The 14,982-nt window shown below is 69.7% G+C and carries 13 protein-coding genes; 9 read left to right on the top strand and 4 right to left on the bottom strand.

Annotation, left to right across the window (positions count from 1 at the left end; translation table 11 throughout):
* Positions 1–64 precede the first annotated feature (64 nt).
* The gene (locus AB0958_RS22420; protein WP_366892218.1) at positions 65–889 is read right to left on the bottom strand and encodes a potassium channel family protein; all 825 of its coding nucleotides are present in this window, start codon (positions 887–889) and stop codon (positions 65–67) included.
* A 142-nt stretch (positions 890–1,031) separates the two neighbouring features.
* Positions 1,032–3,779 carry a pyruvate dehydrogenase (acetyl-transferring), homodimeric type gene (gene aceE, locus AB0958_RS22415; RefSeq protein ID WP_366892217.1) on the bottom strand — a complete coding sequence of 916 codons (2,748 nt, stop codon included), beginning with the start codon at positions 3,777–3,779 and terminating at the stop codon, positions 1,032–1,034.
* 433 nt (positions 3,780–4,212) lie between these two features.
* On the opposite strand from aceE, the gene AB0958_RS22410 reads away from it, so the two are divergent.
* From AB0958_RS22410 to AB0958_RS22385, 6 genes are all read left to right on the top strand, one after another.
* Complete coding sequence (locus AB0958_RS22410; RefSeq protein ID WP_366892216.1) at positions 4,213–4,650, top strand: DUF3052 domain-containing protein; 438 nt, start codon at positions 4,213–4,215, stop codon at positions 4,648–4,650.
* Between the two features lie 136 nt (positions 4,651–4,786).
* A complete protein-coding gene (locus tag AB0958_RS22405) occupies positions 4,787–5,245 on the top strand; it encodes a peroxiredoxin (RefSeq protein ID WP_366892215.1) in 459 nt (152 codons plus the stop codon).
* Between the two features lie 193 nt (positions 5,246–5,438).
* Positions 5,439–6,014 (top strand): TerD family protein, encoded by a 576-nt coding sequence (locus tag AB0958_RS22400; protein ID WP_366892214.1) that lies wholly within the window; start codon positions 5,439–5,441, stop codon positions 6,012–6,014.
* A 118-nt stretch (positions 6,015–6,132) separates the two neighbouring features.
* Positions 6,133–6,708: a TerD family protein gene (locus tag AB0958_RS22395; RefSeq protein WP_132886571.1), complete on the top strand. Its 576-nt coding sequence runs from the start codon at positions 6,133–6,135 to the stop codon at positions 6,706–6,708.
* Positions 6,709–6,815: 107 nt separating this feature from the next.
* Entirely contained in the window at positions 6,816–7,955 is a 1,140-nt protein-coding gene (locus AB0958_RS22390) for a DUF475 domain-containing protein (RefSeq protein WP_366892212.1), read from the top strand.
* Between the two features lie 108 nt (positions 7,956–8,063).
* Entirely contained in the window at positions 8,064–8,801 is a 738-nt protein-coding gene (locus AB0958_RS22385; RefSeq protein ID WP_358970775.1) for a Tellurium resistance, read from the top strand.
* A gap of 54 nt (positions 8,802–8,855) precedes the next feature.
* Here the strand turns inward: AB0958_RS22385 and AB0958_RS22380 are convergent, their stop codons facing one another.
* Positions 8,856–9,662 (bottom strand): TerD family protein, encoded by an 807-nt coding sequence (locus AB0958_RS22380; protein ID WP_366892211.1) that lies wholly within the window; start codon positions 9,660–9,662, stop codon positions 8,856–8,858.
* A gap of 177 nt (positions 9,663–9,839) precedes the next feature.
* Here AB0958_RS22380 and AB0958_RS22375 point away from each other — a divergent pair, with 177 nt between their 5' ends.
* The 3 genes from AB0958_RS22375 to AB0958_RS22365 are packed head-to-tail and all read left to right on the top strand — an operon-like array spanning position 9,840 to position 14,502.
* Positions 9,840–11,012 carry an HpcH/HpaI aldolase/citrate lyase family protein gene (locus AB0958_RS22375; protein ID WP_366892210.1) on the top strand — a complete coding sequence of 391 codons (1,173 nt, stop codon included), beginning with the start codon at positions 9,840–9,842 and terminating at the stop codon, positions 11,010–11,012.
* 29 nt (positions 11,013–11,041) lie between these two features.
* A complete protein-coding gene (locus tag AB0958_RS22370; RefSeq protein ID WP_366892209.1) occupies positions 11,042–13,690 on the top strand; it encodes a phosphoribosyltransferase in 2,649 nt (882 codons plus the stop codon).
* Complete coding sequence (locus AB0958_RS22365) at positions 13,690–14,502, top strand: HAD family hydrolase (RefSeq protein WP_366892208.1); 813 nt, start codon at positions 13,690–13,692, stop codon at positions 14,500–14,502. The genes AB0958_RS22370 and AB0958_RS22365 overlap by 1 nt, the downstream gene beginning before the upstream one ends.
* Here AB0958_RS22365 and AB0958_RS22360 read toward each other — a convergent pair.
* Complete coding sequence (locus tag AB0958_RS22360; RefSeq protein WP_366892207.1) at positions 14,499–14,705, bottom strand: zinc ribbon domain-containing protein; 207 nt, start codon at positions 14,703–14,705, stop codon at positions 14,499–14,501. The genes AB0958_RS22365 and AB0958_RS22360 overlap by 4 nt on opposite strands.
* Positions 14,706–14,982: the final 277 nt, after the last annotated feature.

Below are 14,982 nucleotides of genomic sequence, written 5' to 3'. Positions count from 1 at the left end.
GGCCGGTGGGGGCTGATCGCGCAGTTCCTCCCCCAGCCTTCGGCCGGGGGTACCCCCAACGCCCCTACGGGGCGCTCCTCAGCCGTCTCTTCTGCGGGCAGTCGTGCTGGTGGGAGCAGCGGCACCCGGTCGACGCCGGTGAGCGTACGGCTGCGCCGGCCCCCACCCTTTCGCGCAAAGAAACCACCTCCGTCCGCAGCGCCCGTACCTCCTCGGCCAGCGCCGTGATCGCCTCCGTCTGCCGCCGTTCCTCGTCGTCGTCCTTCTCGAAGCGCGCGATGAACCACGTGGCGATGTTCGCCGTGACCACACCGAGCAGGGCGATCCCGGACAGCATCAGGCCCACCGCGATCATCCGGCCCAGCCCGGTCGTCGGCGCGTGGTCCCCGTACCCCACCGTCGTCATCGTCGTGAACGACCACCACAGCGCGTCACCCAGCGTCCGGATGTTCCCGTCGGGCGAGTCGCGCTCCACCGACAGCACGGCCAGCGACCCGAACATGAGCAGGCCGACGACCGCGCCGACGACGTACGTCGTCAGGCGGATCTGCTCGGCCATCCGGGCCCGCCGCCCCACCAGCGTCAGCGTCGCGACGAGCCGCAGCAGCCGCAGCGGCTGGAGCAGCGGCAGCACCACCGCGCACAGGTCTATCCAGTGCGTCCGCACGAACTCCCGACGGCGTGGCGTCAGCGTCAGCCGTACGAGATAGTCGGTGGCGAACGACCCCCACACCACCCACTCCGCCGCCGTGCACGCGGACGTCAGCACGTGACCCGCGGAACCGTCCACGATCGGCAGCGCGTACGCGACGGCGAAGGCGACCGCGAGCGCCAGCAAAGGCCGTTGGGTCCACTGTTCCCAACGCACCTGTGCGGACTGTCGCTCCATGGGGGCATCGTAGGCGGCGTCAGCGCCCCCGAAGGGGCGCTGGGGGTACCCCCAGCCGAAGGCTGGGGGAGGAACCGCGTGACCAGCCACGACGTCGCCGCAGTTCCCCACCGCCCGTTCCGGCCGAAGCCGAGCGCGGCGGCTACGCGTCGCCGCCCGCCACGCCCGGGTGCGCCGCCGCCACGTCCAGCAGCTGGTAGCGGTCGATGGCCTGCTTGAGCACGGAGCGGTCGAGCTTGCCCTCACGGGCCAGCTCGGTCAGCACCGCGACCACGATGGACTGGGCGTCGATGTGGAAGAACCGGCGCGCCGCGCCCCGCGTGTCGGCGAAGCCGAACCCGTCGGCGCCCAGCGACTGGAACGTGCCCGGCACCCACCGCGCGATCTGGTCCGGAACCGATCGCATCCAGTCGGACACGGCCACGAACGGACCTTCGGCGCCGCTCAGCTTCTGCGTCACCCACGGCGTCCGCTGCTCCTCCTCCGGGTGCAGCAGGTTGTGCTGCTCGCAGGCCACGGCCTCGCGCCGCAGCTCGTTCCAGGAGGTGGCGGACCAGACGTCGGCCTTCACGTTCCAGTCGGCGGCGAGGATCCGCTGCGCCTCGACCGCCCACGGGACCGCCACGCCCGACGCCATGATCTGCGCCGGGATCGAGCCCGTCGTGCCGGCGCTGATCCGGTGCACGCCCTTGAGGATGCCCTCGACGTCCACGTCGGCCGGCTCGGCCGGGTGCTGGATCGGCTCGTTGTAGACGGTCAGGTAGTAGAAGACGTCCTCGCCGTGCGGGTGCTCGGCGTCGCCGCCGTACATCCGGCGCAGGCCGTCCTGCACGATGTGCGCGATCTCGTACCCGTACGCCGGGTCGTAGGCCACGCAGGCCGGGTTCGTGGAGGCCAGCAGCTGGGAGTGGCCGTCCGCGTGCTGGAGGCCCTCGCCGGTCAGGGTGGTACGGCCGGCGGTCGCGCCCAGGACGAAACCGCGCGACAGCTGGTCGGCCATCTGCCAGAACTGGTCGCCGGTGCGCTGGAAACCGAACATCGAGTAGAAGACGTACACCGGGATGAGCGGCTCGCCGTGCGTGGCGTACGCCGAGCCCGCCGCGATCAGGGACGCCGTACAGCCCGCCTCCGAGATGCCGTCGTGCAGCATCTGGCCGGTCGGTGACTCCTTGTAGGCGAGCAGCAGATCGCGGTCCACGGCCTCGTACTGCTGGCCGAGCGGGTTGTAGATCTTCGCACTCGGGAAGAAGGAGTCCATTCCGAAGGTCCGGTACTCGTCCGGCGCGATGAGGACGAAACGTCGGCCGAGTTCCTTGTCCCGCATGAGGTCCTTGAGCAGGCGCACAAAGGCCATGGTGGTCGCGATGGACTGCTGGCCGGTGCCCTTCTTCACGGTCGCGTACGCCTTGTCGTCCGGCAGCGCGAGCGGCTTCGCACGCACCACGCGGGTCGGGACGTAGCCCCCCAGGCCCTTGCGCCGGTCGTGCATGTACTGGATCTCTTCCGAGTTCCGGCCGGGGTGGTAGTACGGCGGCAGGCCGGACTCCAGCTCCTTGTCGGAGATCGGCAGGTGCAGCCGGTCCCGGAAGCCCTTGAGGTCGGCGACCGTGAGCTTCTTCATCTGGTGCGTGGCGTTGCGGCCCTCGAAGTTCGGGCCCAGCGTCCAGCCCTTGATCGTCTTGGCCAGGATGACCGTGGGCTGGCCCTTGTGCTCGGTGGCCGCCTTGAACGCCGCGTAGATCTTGCGGTGGTCGTGGCCGCCGCGGCCCAGGTGCAGGATCTGGTCGTCGGTCATGTTCGCGACCATCGCGCGCAGCCGCTGGTCGTCGCCGAAGAAGTGCTCGCGGATGTACGAGCCGGACTCGGTGGCGTACGTCTGGAACTGGCCGTCGGGGGTCGTGTTCATCTTGTTGACCAGGACGCCGTCGCGGTCCTGGGCGAGCAGCGGGTCCCAGGTGCGGTCCCAGACCAGTTTGATCACGTTCCAGCCGGCGCCCCGGAAGACCGACTCCAGCTCCTGGATGATCTTGCCGTTGCCGCGCACCGGGCCGTCGAGCCGCTGGAGGTTGCAGTTGACGACGAAGGTCAGGTTGTCCAGGCCCTCGCGGGCGGCGATGGGCAGCTGGCCGAGCGACTCCGGCTCGTCCATCTCGCCGTCGCCGAGGAACGCCCACACGTGCGACTTCGAGGTGTCGGCGATCCCGCGCGCGTGCATGTAGCGGTTCATCCGCGCCTGGTAGATCGCGCCGATCGGGCCGAGGCCCATCGACACCGTCGGGAACTCCCAGAAGTCCGGCATGGAGCGCGGGTGCGGGTAGCTGGAGAGGCCGTCCGGGTACTTCGACTTCTCCTGGCGGAAGCCGTCCAGCTGGGCCTCGCTGAGCCGGTCGAGCAGGAACGCGCGCGCGTAGATGCCGGGGGAGGCGTGCCCCTGGAAGAAGACCTGGTCGCCGCCGAGGCCGTCGTCCTTGCCGCGGAAGAAGTGGTTGAAGCCGACGTCGTAGAGGGACGCGGAGGAGGCGAAGGTGGCGATGTGGCCGCCGACGCCGATGCCCGGCCGCTGTGCACGCGAGACCATCACGGCGGCGTTCCAGCGGGTCGCGTTGAGGACCTTGCGCTCGATCTCCTCGTTGCCCGGGAAGAACGGCTCGGCCCGGGTCGGGATCGTGTTCACGTAGTCCGTGCTGCGCATCTCGGGCACGGCCACCCGCCGCTCGCGCGCCCGCTCGATCAGGCGGAGCATCAGATAGCGGGCCCGTTCCCGGCCGCGCTCGTCCACGGCGGCGTCGAGCGAGTCGAGCCACTCCTGGGTTTCCTCGGGATCGAAGTCAGGAACCTGACTCGGAAGGCCGCCAATGATGATCGGGTTGCGATCGGATCCGGAAGCCACGCTGTTCCTTACCTGTCAGAGGGTCACTGAGTCTCTGTTTTTCCCTGTTTTTCGCTGTTTTCCTGCGCTTGGCCTGCACCGCTGTCCATCGTCCACCTCGGGGCAGCGCACGTCATCTCTACCGCGAGGTAACTCGGGACCGGCCAAAACGCAACGATACGCCCGGGGTGTGACGCGCTTGGCAAACTCGTTCGACCGTCGTATGTGAGGATGATTCCGAAAGGTACATTGCGGGCAAAAGGGAGTGGTGTGTGTCACAGCTGTTCGCGATACGGTGCCGGGAGTTGCGGCGACACGGCCCGGATCGTCACCGTTTCGGCGGTCCGAACGGCCGGGTACTTGCGCGATCCGCCCCGCCCGTGTGGACTACGGCCAATGCTTCGCGCACGCGCGTGGCTGAGTTCATCACCAAGACATGATCAGGAGGCAACCCGTGAGCGCGACCGCGGACCACGCGGAGGAGCGGACCACCCCTGCCGTCAGGCTGGGGTTCCAGCCAGACCAGGTGGTCCAGGAGATCGGCTACGACGACGACGTCGACCAGGAGCTCCGCGAGTCCATCGAAGAGACCATCGGCAGCGAGCTGATGGACGAGGACTACGACGACGTGGCCGACGCCGTTGTGCTCTGGTTCCGTGAGGATGACGGCGACCTGACGGACGCGCTGGTCGATGCCCTCGGCTTCCTCGAGGAGGGTGGCTCGATCCTGCTGCTGACCCCGAAGACCGGCCGCGACGGCTACGTCGAACCGAGCGACATCGGCGAGGCCGTGACGACCGCCGGCCTCTCGCAGACCAAGAGCGTCAGCGTGGGCAAGGACTGGAACGGCAGCCGGCTGAACACGCCGAAGGCCGCCGCCAAGAAGCGCTGAGCCCCGCCGGCGTCCGGACCGGCCACCCGGTCCGGACGCCGGCCCGCCGTCCGCCGGGCCGGTCCCGGTCGTCCCGCGGGGCCGCCGCATAGGGTGTTCCCACCCGAACAGGCCCCTGACGAAGGGATACAGCGCGATGGCGATCCAGGTCGGCGACAAGGCGCCCGACTTCGAGCTCAAGGACAACCACGGCCGGACCGTGAAGCTGTCCGAGTTCCGAGGCGAGAAGAACGTGGTGCTGCTCTTCTATCCGTTCGCCTTCACGGGTGTGTGCACCGGCGAGCTGTGCGAGCTGCGCGACAACCTGCCCAGGTTCCAGGACCGCGACACCCAGTTGCTCGCCGTCTCCAACGACTCCATCCACACCCTGCGCGTCTTCGCCGAGCAGGAGGGTCTGGAGTACCCGCTGCTCAGCGACTTCTGGCCGCACGGCGAGATCTCGCGCGCCTACGGTGTCTTCGACGAGGACAAGGGCTGCGCCGTCCGCGGCACCTTCGTCATCGACAAGGAGGGCGTCGTGCGCTGGACCGTGGTCAACGGGCTCCCGGACGCCCGGGACCTGAACGACTACGTGGCGGCGCTCGACACCCTGTAGGCCGGTCCGGCCGTCGTGGGCCCGCACGGCCGTCTCGCCGCTTCCCCTAAGGGGCGACCCGGCCGACACCCGGGAATTCTTCGGGGTCCAGGGCCTGCGAGCGGTGGGAACCCGTCACTAGGATCGAATCGTTGATCCGGTATCCGAAGCACGACGGGGGCACCCCGCCCCTGGACACCACATGGGAGGACTCGTGGGAGTCAGCCTCAGCAAGGGCGGCAACGTATCGCTGACGAAGGAGGCCCCCGGCCTGACCGCGGTCCTCGTCGGTCTCGGCTGGGACGTGAGGACCACCACCGGCACCGACTTCGACCTGGACGCCAGCGCGCTGCTGCTGAACTCGGCAGGCAAGGTCGCCAGCGACCAGAACTTCGTCTTCTTCAACAACCTCAAGAGCCCCGACGGCTCGGTGGAGCACACCGGCGACAACCTCACCGGTGAGGGCGAGGGCGACGACGAGGTGATCAAGGTCAACCTGGCCGCGGTCCCGGCCGACGTCGACAAGATCGTCTTCCCGGTGTCGATCTACGACGCCGACAACCGCCAGCAGTCCTTCGGACAGGTCCGCAACGCGTTCATCCGCGTCGTCAACCAGGCGGGCGGGTCCGAGATCGCCCGCTACGACCTCTCGGAGGACGCCTCGACCGAGACCGCGATGGTCTTCGGCGAGCTGTACCGCAACGGCGCGGAGTGGAAGTTCCGCGCCATCGGCCAGGGCTACGCCTCGGGTCTGCGCGGCATCGCCCAGGACTTCGGCGTCAACGTCTGAGGCAGCAGAACGCCCCGGGGCGTTCGAAAGTCCGCTCTGTCCGGCGCCGCACCGTTTACGGTCGGCGCCGGACGCGCAGGACAACCGGAGAACCACCGCTAGGGGAGGACCAGCAATCATGGGCGTCACGCTCGCCAAGGGAGGCAATGTCTCCCTCTCCAAGGCCGCACCGAACCTCACCAACGTCCTGATCGGACTCGGCTGGGACGCCCGCTCCACCACCGGCGCCCCCTTCGACCTGGACGCCAGCGCACTGCTGTGCCAGGGCGGACGGGTGCTCGGCGACGAGTGGTTCGTCTTCTACAACCAGCTCAAGAGCCCCGACGGCTCGGTGGAGCACACCGGCGACAACCTCACCGGTGAGGGCGAGGGCGACGACGAATCGATTCTGGTCGACCTTCCGAAGGTGCCGGCCACCTGCGACAAGATCGTCTTTCCGGTCTCCATCCACATGGCCGACGAGCGCGGCCAGACCTTCGGCCAGGTCTCCAACGCGTTCATCCGCGTCGTCAACCAGGCCGACGGCCAGGAGCTCGCCCGCTACGACCTCAGCGAGGACGCCTCCACCGAGACCGCCATGATCTTCGGCGAGCTCTACCGCTACCAGGGCGAGTGGAAGTTCCGAGCCGTGGGCCAGGGGTACGCGTCAGGCCTGCGGGGCATCGCGCTCGACTTCGGTGTGAACGTCTCGTAGCCGCTTCGCAGTCCGGATGTGGGGCCCGCCAGACCCGTAGGACACCGGCGCCCTCTAGACTTCGGTCAACAGTGAGTAAAGCCGAGTACACGATGATTGGGTAGCCAGTGCTTCTGAAAACCTTCGGCTGGTCGTTCGTGATCACCGCGCTCGGCCTGGTCGCCGCGGTCTTCTACGGAGGCTGGGAGGCCTTCGGCATCGTGGCGATCCTCGCCGTCCTCGAGATCTCCCTGTCGTTCGACAACGCGGTCGTCAACGCCGGAATCCTGAAGAAGATGAACGCCTTCTGGCAGAAGATCTTCCTCACCGTCGGCGTCCTCATCGCGGTCTTCGGCATGCGGCTGGTGTTCCCCGTCGTCATCGTCGCGGTCACCGCCAAGATGGGCCCCATCGAGGCCGTCGACCTCGCGCTCAACAACAAGGACCGCTACCAGGAACTGGTCACCGACGCCCACCCGGCGATCGCGGCCTTCGGCGGCATGTTCCTGCTGATGATCTTCCTCGACTTCATCTTCGAGGACCGGGACATCCAGTGGCTGCGCTGGATCGAGCGCCCGCTGGCCAAGCTCGGCAAGGTCGACATGCTGTCGGTCTGCATCGCCCTGATCGTCCTGCTGATCACCTCCTTCACCTTCGCCACCCACGCCCACCAGCACGGCGGCGGGCACGTCGACAAGGCGCAGACGGTCCTGATCGCGGGTATCGCCGGTCTCATCACCTACCTGGTCGTCGGCGGCCTCTCCGGCTTCTTCGAGGACCGCCTGGAGGCCGAGGAGGAGCGCGAGCACGAGGAGGAGGAAGCGGCCGAGAGCACCGGCAAGAAGAAGTCGGCGGTGCTGCTGGCCGGCCAGGCCGCGTTCTTCATGTTCCTCTACCTGGAGGTCCTGGACGCGTCCTTCTCCTTCGACGGCGTGATCGGCGCGTTCGCCATCACCAACGACATCGTGCTGATGGCCCTGGGTCTCGGTATCGGCGCGATGTACGTCCGGTCGCTGACCGTGTACCTGGTCCGGCAGGGCACCCTGGACGACTACGTCTACCTGGAGCACGGCGCGCACTACGCGATCGGCGCGCTGGCGGTCATCCTGATGGTCACCATCCAGTACCAGATCAACGAGGTCATCACCGGTCTGGTCGGCGTCGTCCTGATCGGCTGGTCGTTCTGGTCCTCGGTGCGGCGCAACCAGCGGCTCGCGGAAGCCGAGGGAAAAGCGGGATCGGACGAGAGGGCTGAGGTCTCCGTCTGACCGGCCGAAAACAGGGTGTGACACCCTTCTGGACGAGGAACGCTCTGTTCGGGGCGATCGACACGGTCGGTCGCCCCGAGGCGTCGGCAGGAGTCACTGGGGGCGGGAATGGGTTTCTTCGACGGACTGCTGGGCGGAAGGGCGGCCGAGTTCGATTCGGGCAGCGCGGCGTCCAACTCCATCGAGCTCACCAAGCGGCACCAGCAGGTGTCCCTCACCAAGCAGGGGGCGGCCACCGGCAACCTGCGCGTCAACCTCACCTGGCGGATGCGGACCTCCGACTTCGACGGGGAGCAGCGGGAGAGCCTGTTCCGGCACCCCTTCAAGGCGCTCCGGCCGCCCGAGGTGATGGGCCACGGGCAGAGCATGGTCAACGTCGACCTCGACCTCGGGGCGCTGTACGAGCTGTCCGACGGCACCAAGGGGGTCGTACAGCCGCTGGGTGGTCTGCTCGGGGACGTGAACGCGCCGCCCTATGTCAAGCTCAGCGGCGACGACCGGTTCGGGTCGGCGTCCGGCGAGACGATGTACGTCAACCTCGACCACCGGGACGACATCAAGCGGCTGCTGGTGTTCGTCTACATCTACGACCAGACGCCGGCCTTCGACCGCACCCACGCGATCGTCACGCTGTACCCGAGCAACGGACCGCGGATCGAGATCGGCCTCGACGAGCGGCATCCGCAGGCGCGGTCCTGTGCGGTGGTGATGATCGAGAACGTCAAGGGTGAGCTGGTCGTCCGCCGCGAGGTGAAGTTCGTGTACGGGTTCCAGGGGGAGCTGGACCGGCTCTACGGGTGGGGGCTGCAGTGGGGGCGGGGGTACAAGGCGAAGGCGGACAGGTAGCCCCGTGGACAGGTGTCCCGGCAGGCGTCCCGTCAGACGGCCCGGTGTGCGCCCCTAGCGCCCGATGAACTGGGGGCCCTGGGGCGGCAGCCGGAAGTCCGTGTTCGGGACCGTCGGTACCGGGATCGGGGCCGGCGGGGGATAGCCGTAGCCCGACTGGGACTGGGGCGGCTGCTGCGTGTACGGGGACTGCGGGTAGCCGTAGGTCGGCTGGGCCGGTGAGGCCGGCTGGGGGTAGCCGTAGGCCGGCTGGGTGGGGACCGTGGTCGGCTGCTCGGGGGGCAGCGGCTGGGACGCCGACGGCTCCTCCGCCGGCTCCGACTCGTCCACCGAGATGCCGAAGTCCGTGGCCAGGCCCTTGAGACCGTTGCTGTAGCCCTCGCCCAGCGCCCGGAACTTCCAGCCCTCGCCCCTGCGGTACAGCTCCCCGCAGATCAGGGCCGTCTCCGCGCCGGTCTCCGGCTTGATGTCGAAATGGGCCAGCGCCTCGGCGTCCGGGGCGGCCGCGTCGTACAGCAGGATGCGCAGGGCGGGTACGTGTTCGAACGGGACACCGTCCGCCGACGCGACCAGGAGGATTCGGCCGACACTGGACTCGACACCGGGCAGATCTGTCTGGATCGTGTCGGTCAGGCCCTCGGCCACCCGCTTCTTGCCGAGCCGCCAGACCTTCCCGGCGGGGTGCCGGGGCTGGTTGTAGAAGACGAAGTCCTCGTCGGAGCGCACCCGTCCGTCGGGGCCGAGGAGCAGCGCGGAGGCGTCGACGTCCGGTACGTCCGGTCCGGGCGTCCAGCGCAGCACGGCCCGGACCGTGGTGGCCTCCACGGGGACGTTCGACCCCTTCAGCATCGCGTGCGTCATGCGGTCATCCTGCCCTCTCGGTCCTGGTCACGACAACGCGGGGTGGCTCGCGAACGACACAGCCGGGTTACCTGAAGTTCATGCCCGCCGGGAACCCCGGACATGGCTTTGTACGTACTATTACCGGCCAGCCTTTACCAATTCCACAGGCTCAGCACACCACCACGGGGGAGCTCCATGCGTCATTTCGGGCACGTCGCCCCTGAGGTGCGACAGCATCTCTTCCACCAGGAGCCGTGCGCGTTCACCGCCGACTCCCCGGCCCGGCTGCTCTCCGCGGCCCTGGGTGCCACGCTCTACAGCCCGGCCACCCGGCCGCGGCTGGCCGACGACATCGTCAAGCAGGCGGCGCTCGGCGTGGTCTCGATGGTGCTGTGCCTGGAGGACTCCATCGGGGACGAGGACGTCCCGGCGGGCGAGGAGAACCTCGTCCGGCAGTTCGCCGAACTGGCCGAGCGGGAGCGGGCCGGGACGGAGCTGCCGCTGCTGTTCATCCGGGTCCGCGACGCCGAACAGATCCCCGATCTCGTACGGCGCCTCGGCGGCACGGTGTCGCTGTTGTCCGGGTTCGTGTTCCCGAAGTTCACCGAGGAACGCGGCATCCCCTTCCTCCAGGCCCTGGAGGACGCCGAGGCGAGCAGCGGACGCCGGCTGTTCGGGATGCCCGTGCTGGAGACGCCCGAGCTGATGTACCGGGAGACGCGCGTGGACGCCCTGGAGGGCATCGCCCGCGTCGTCGGCAAGTACCGCGACAGGGTGCTGGCCCTGCGCCTCGGCGTCACCGACTTCTGCTCCTCCTACGGCCTGCGCCGGGCGCCCGACATGACCGCCTACGACGTCCAGATCATCGCCTCCGTCATCGCCGACGTGGTGAACATGCTGGGCCGCGCCGACGGCACCGGGTTCACGGTGACCGGGCCGGTCTGGGAGTACTTCCGGGTCCCCGAGCGCATGTTCAAGCCGATGCTGCGCTCCAGCCCGTTCCTCGAGGGGCAGGCCGTGGAGCTGCGCGAGCGGCTCATCGAGCACGCCATGGACGGTCTGCTGCGGGAGATCTCCCTCGACCAGGCCAACGGACTGCTCGGCAAGACCTGCATCCACCCGTCCCACGTGATCCCCGTGCACGCGCTGTCCGTCGTCAGTCACGAGGAGTTCTCCGACGCCCAGGACATCCTGCGGCCGGAACGCGGCGGTGGGGGTGTACTTCGCTCGGCCTACACGAACAAGATGAACGAGGTGAAGCCGCACCGTGCCTGGGCCGAGCGGACCATGCTCCGCGCCGAGGTGTTCGGCGTCGCCAACGAGGACGTCGGCTTCGTGGAGCTGCTCGCGGCCGGGATACCCGGGTGACGGGCCCTAGGGGACGACACAGGGAACGCATGAACATCTCAGCGAACAACGGGGTCTGGTCCGGCAGCTGGGTCGCGGAGCGGCTCGGCGTCGAGCTGGTGGGCGACGACGGGCTGCGGGCCCTGCTGGGCCTCGCCCTGCGCCGCAACCCGAAGCGGGCCCACCTGCTGGTCTCCCACGTCCTCGGCAAGCACGTACCGCAGTCGCCGTCCGTCGTGTACGGCCACGGGTTCGGCCTGGGCCGGCGGGTGCGCGAGCTGCTCGGCGAGCGGGAGGCCGCGCGGTCGGTCGTGCTGGGCTACGCCGAGACCGCCACGGGGCTGGGGCACTCGGTGGCCGACGGGATCGGGCTCGCGCCGTACCTGCACTCCACGCGGCGGCCGGTTCCCGGGGTGGCCCCCGCGGGCGGCTTCGAGGAGTCCCACTCCCACGCCACCTCGCACCTGCTGCTGCCGGAGGACCCCGCGCTGCTCGCCGCCGACGGGCCGCTGGTCCTGGTCGACGACGAGTTCTCCACCGGCAACACGGTCCTCAACACGATCCGCGACCTGCACGACCGTTATCCGCGGAAACGTTACGTCGTGGTGGCTCTGGTGGATATGCGCTCGGCGGCGGACGCGGGCCGGCTGGCGGCGTTCGCCGAGGAGATCGACGCGCGGGTGGATCTGGTGGCGGCGGCGTCGGGGACGGTGCGGCTGCCGGAGGGGGTGCTGGAGAAGGGGCAGCAGCTGGTGGCGCGGTACGAAGGGGGTGACGCGACAGGTGCTTCGTCGGCTGCGGGAGCGTCGGGGCCGGTCGCGCAGTTCCCCGCGCCCCTTACCGGCGCTCCGCTTGAAGCCGACTCCCAGCGCACCTCCCCAGGGGCGCGGGACTGTGTTGAATCTGCGGCTACCGCCGCGTGGGCGCGATCAGCCCCCACTGCCCCGCACCCGACCGACAACCGCACCACCCCCCACCTCACCACCATCCACCCGGTCCACCCCCCTCACCTCACCCGCGTCGACCTGCACTGGCCCCCCGGCCTCCCCGACGGCGGGCGGCACGGCTTCACTCCCGCCCACCGGATACGCCTGGAGTCGGCCCTCCCCCTGATGGCGGCGAGGCTCGCCGAAGCCCTGCCCCCCGACGCCCGCCGCGTGCTGATGCTCGGCTTCGAGGAGCTGATGTACACGCCGCTGCGCGTCGCCCGTGAGCTGGAGGCGCTGGTCACCGCCGAGGTGCGGTACTCCACCACCACCCGGTCACCCGTCCTGGCCGTCGACGACCCCGGCTACGCCATCCGCAGCCGCCTCGTCTTCCCGGCCCACGACAACCCCGCCGACGGCCCCGGCGAGCGCTACGCGTACAACGTCGCGGGCGCCGGCTTCGACGCCGTCGTCCTCTTCGTCGACTCCACCGGCGACACCCCCGAACTGCACGCCCCCGACGGCCTGCTGGCCCACCTCGGCGCGCATGTCCCGCACGTCCTGCTCGCGGTTGTACCGTCGTACGTCCCCGCGCTGTCCGAAGAGAGCCCCGCCATGCTGCCCGAGCCCCTCCGCGGCCCCGCCTTCTCCTCCTACGCGCCCGACGACGTCGGCTGGCTGCTCCAGGACCTCTCGGACGTCACGCTGGAGGCGCCCACCGAGGAACGCGAGGAGGCCATCCAGAGCGGCGGCGCGCACTACGCCGAGTCGCTGCCCGTGGAGTACCAGCCGAGCGACCAGTACCAGGCCCTCTTCCACGCGGCCCTCGGGACCTCGGCGGCCCGGATCGCGCACGCGGTCGGGGTCGTCACCGAGACCGTGCTGGCCGAGCGGTCCCCGCGCCCGGTGCTGGTGTCCCTGGCCCGCGCCGGGACCCCGGTGGGCGTGCTGATGCGCCGGTGGGCGCGGTTCCGGTACGGCCTCGACCTGCCGCACTACGCCGTCTCGATCGTGCGCGGCCGCGGCATCGACGCGAACGCCCTGCGCTGGCTGGCCGCCCACCACGACCCGCGGGACGTCGTCTTCGTGGACGGCTGGACCGGCAAGGGCGCCATCACCAGGGAACTGGCCGACGCGATCGCGGAGTTCGAGGGACAGGCCGGCGTCACCGGCTTCGACCCGGAGATCGCGGTGCTCGCGGACCCCGGGTCGTGCGTGCGGACCTACGGCACCCGGGAGGACTTCCTGATCCCCTCCGCGTGCCTCAACTCGACCGTCTCCGGGCTGATCTCGCGGACCGTGCTGCGCGCCGACCTGGTGGGCCCGCACGACTTCCACGGCGCCAAGTTCTACCGCGAACTGGCCGGGGCCGACGTGTCGGTGGCCTTCCTGGACACGGTCGCCGGACGCTTCGGCGAGGTCGTGGACGCGGTGGACGCCGCGGTGAAGGAACTGGCGGTCGCCGACCGCACCCCCACCTGGGAGGGCTGGGCGGCCGTCGAGCGGATCAGCGAGGAGTACGGCATCCACGACGTCAACCTCGTCAAGCCGGGCGTCGGCGAGACCACCCGGGTGCTGCTGCGCCGGGTGCCCTGGAAGATCCTGGCGCGGGCCGGGGCGGGCGCCGACCTCGACCATGTGCGGCTGCTCGCGGAGCAGAGAGGGGTGCCTGTGGAGGAGGTCGGCGAACTGCCGTACACCTGTGTCGGGTTGATTCACCCCAAGTACACGCGCGGCGCGACCGGTGCCGACGGCCGGGCGGTGAACCTCTGATGACGGTGCTCGTCGCGAGCGACCTGGACCGTACGCTGATCTACTCCGCGGGCGCGCTGGCACTGGCCGTGCCCGACGCGCGGGCGCCCCGGCTGCTCTGCGTCGAGGTGCACGAGGCCAGGCCGCTGTCGTACCTCACGGAGACGGCGGCCGGGCTGCTGACCGAGCTGGGGGACGCGGCCGTCTTCGTGCCGACGACGACCCGGACCCGCAAGCAGTACCAGCGCATCAACCTGCCGGGGCCCCCGCCCACCTACGCCATCTGTGCCAACGGCGGGCATCTGCTCGTGGACGGGGTGTCCGACGGGGACTGGCACGCGCGCGTGCTGGCCCGGCTGGCCGACGAGTGCGCGCCGCTGGACGAGGTGCAGGCGTATCTGGCGGAGCGGGCCGACCCGCTGTGGCTGCGCAAGCACCGGGTCGCCGAGGACCTGTTCGCCTATCTCGTGGTGGAGCGTGAGCTGCTGCCCGAGGAGTGGGTGAAGAACCTGGCCGTGTGGGCGGAGAACCGCGGCTGGACGGTGTCCTTGCAGGGGCGGAAGATCTACGCCGTACCGAAGCCGCTGACGAAGAGCGCGGCGATGCGGGAGGTGGCCCGCAGGACCGGGGCCGCGCTGACGCTGGCCGCCGGGGACTCGCTGCTCGACGCCGACCTGCTGCTGGCCGCGGACCGCGGCTGGCGGCCCGGCCACGGCGAGCTGGCCGACGCCGGGTGGACGGCGCCGGCCGTCAGCGCGTTGCCGGAACGGGGCGTGCTCGCCGGGGAACGAATCCTGCGGGAATTCCTGAAGGCGGTTCGTACGGAGGGTTAACCGCAGCAGCCGCCGCCGCAACAGCCGCCCTGGGAGGCGGCGGCGGGCGCGGACCTGGTCCCGCCGACCGCCACCGCGGACAGGAGCTTTACAGTGTCTTCATGCCCTTCGGGGCAGACTGCCGGAGCCGACGAGTCGGCCATCGGACGGGCGAGTTCGAAGGTGGCGGCGCAGGTACGGCAGCGGTACTCGTAGCGGGGCATGGGAACAGGCTAACGGCAGTGATGCGGGCGTGACGGGCATCACTGCACCTCAGAATTTCATGAGTGTTCCTTTCTGTCCGATACTTGTGCGGAGATTTTGAAAAGATCGCTGATAATTTGAGCTGGCCGCGAGGAGCCGAAAGACCGGGGGAAGAGGGGGGCTCGAAGCGCCGCGCCTGTCGCGGCCTGTCCACCCGACCCGTCTAACCGCGCGCGCAAGACCGAGTGCGAGGGGAGACGCAGTCGTGACGGACGCAACGGAGCGGACGGGCGACCC

This window comes from Streptomyces sp. NPDC006655 (assembly GCF_040703965.1).
Taxonomy (GTDB): domain Bacteria; phylum Actinomycetota; class Actinomycetes; order Streptomycetales; family Streptomycetaceae; genus Streptomyces.
The sequence above is the reverse complement of the archived record's forward strand: the minus strand, read 5'-3'. Positions and strand labels throughout refer to the sequence as shown.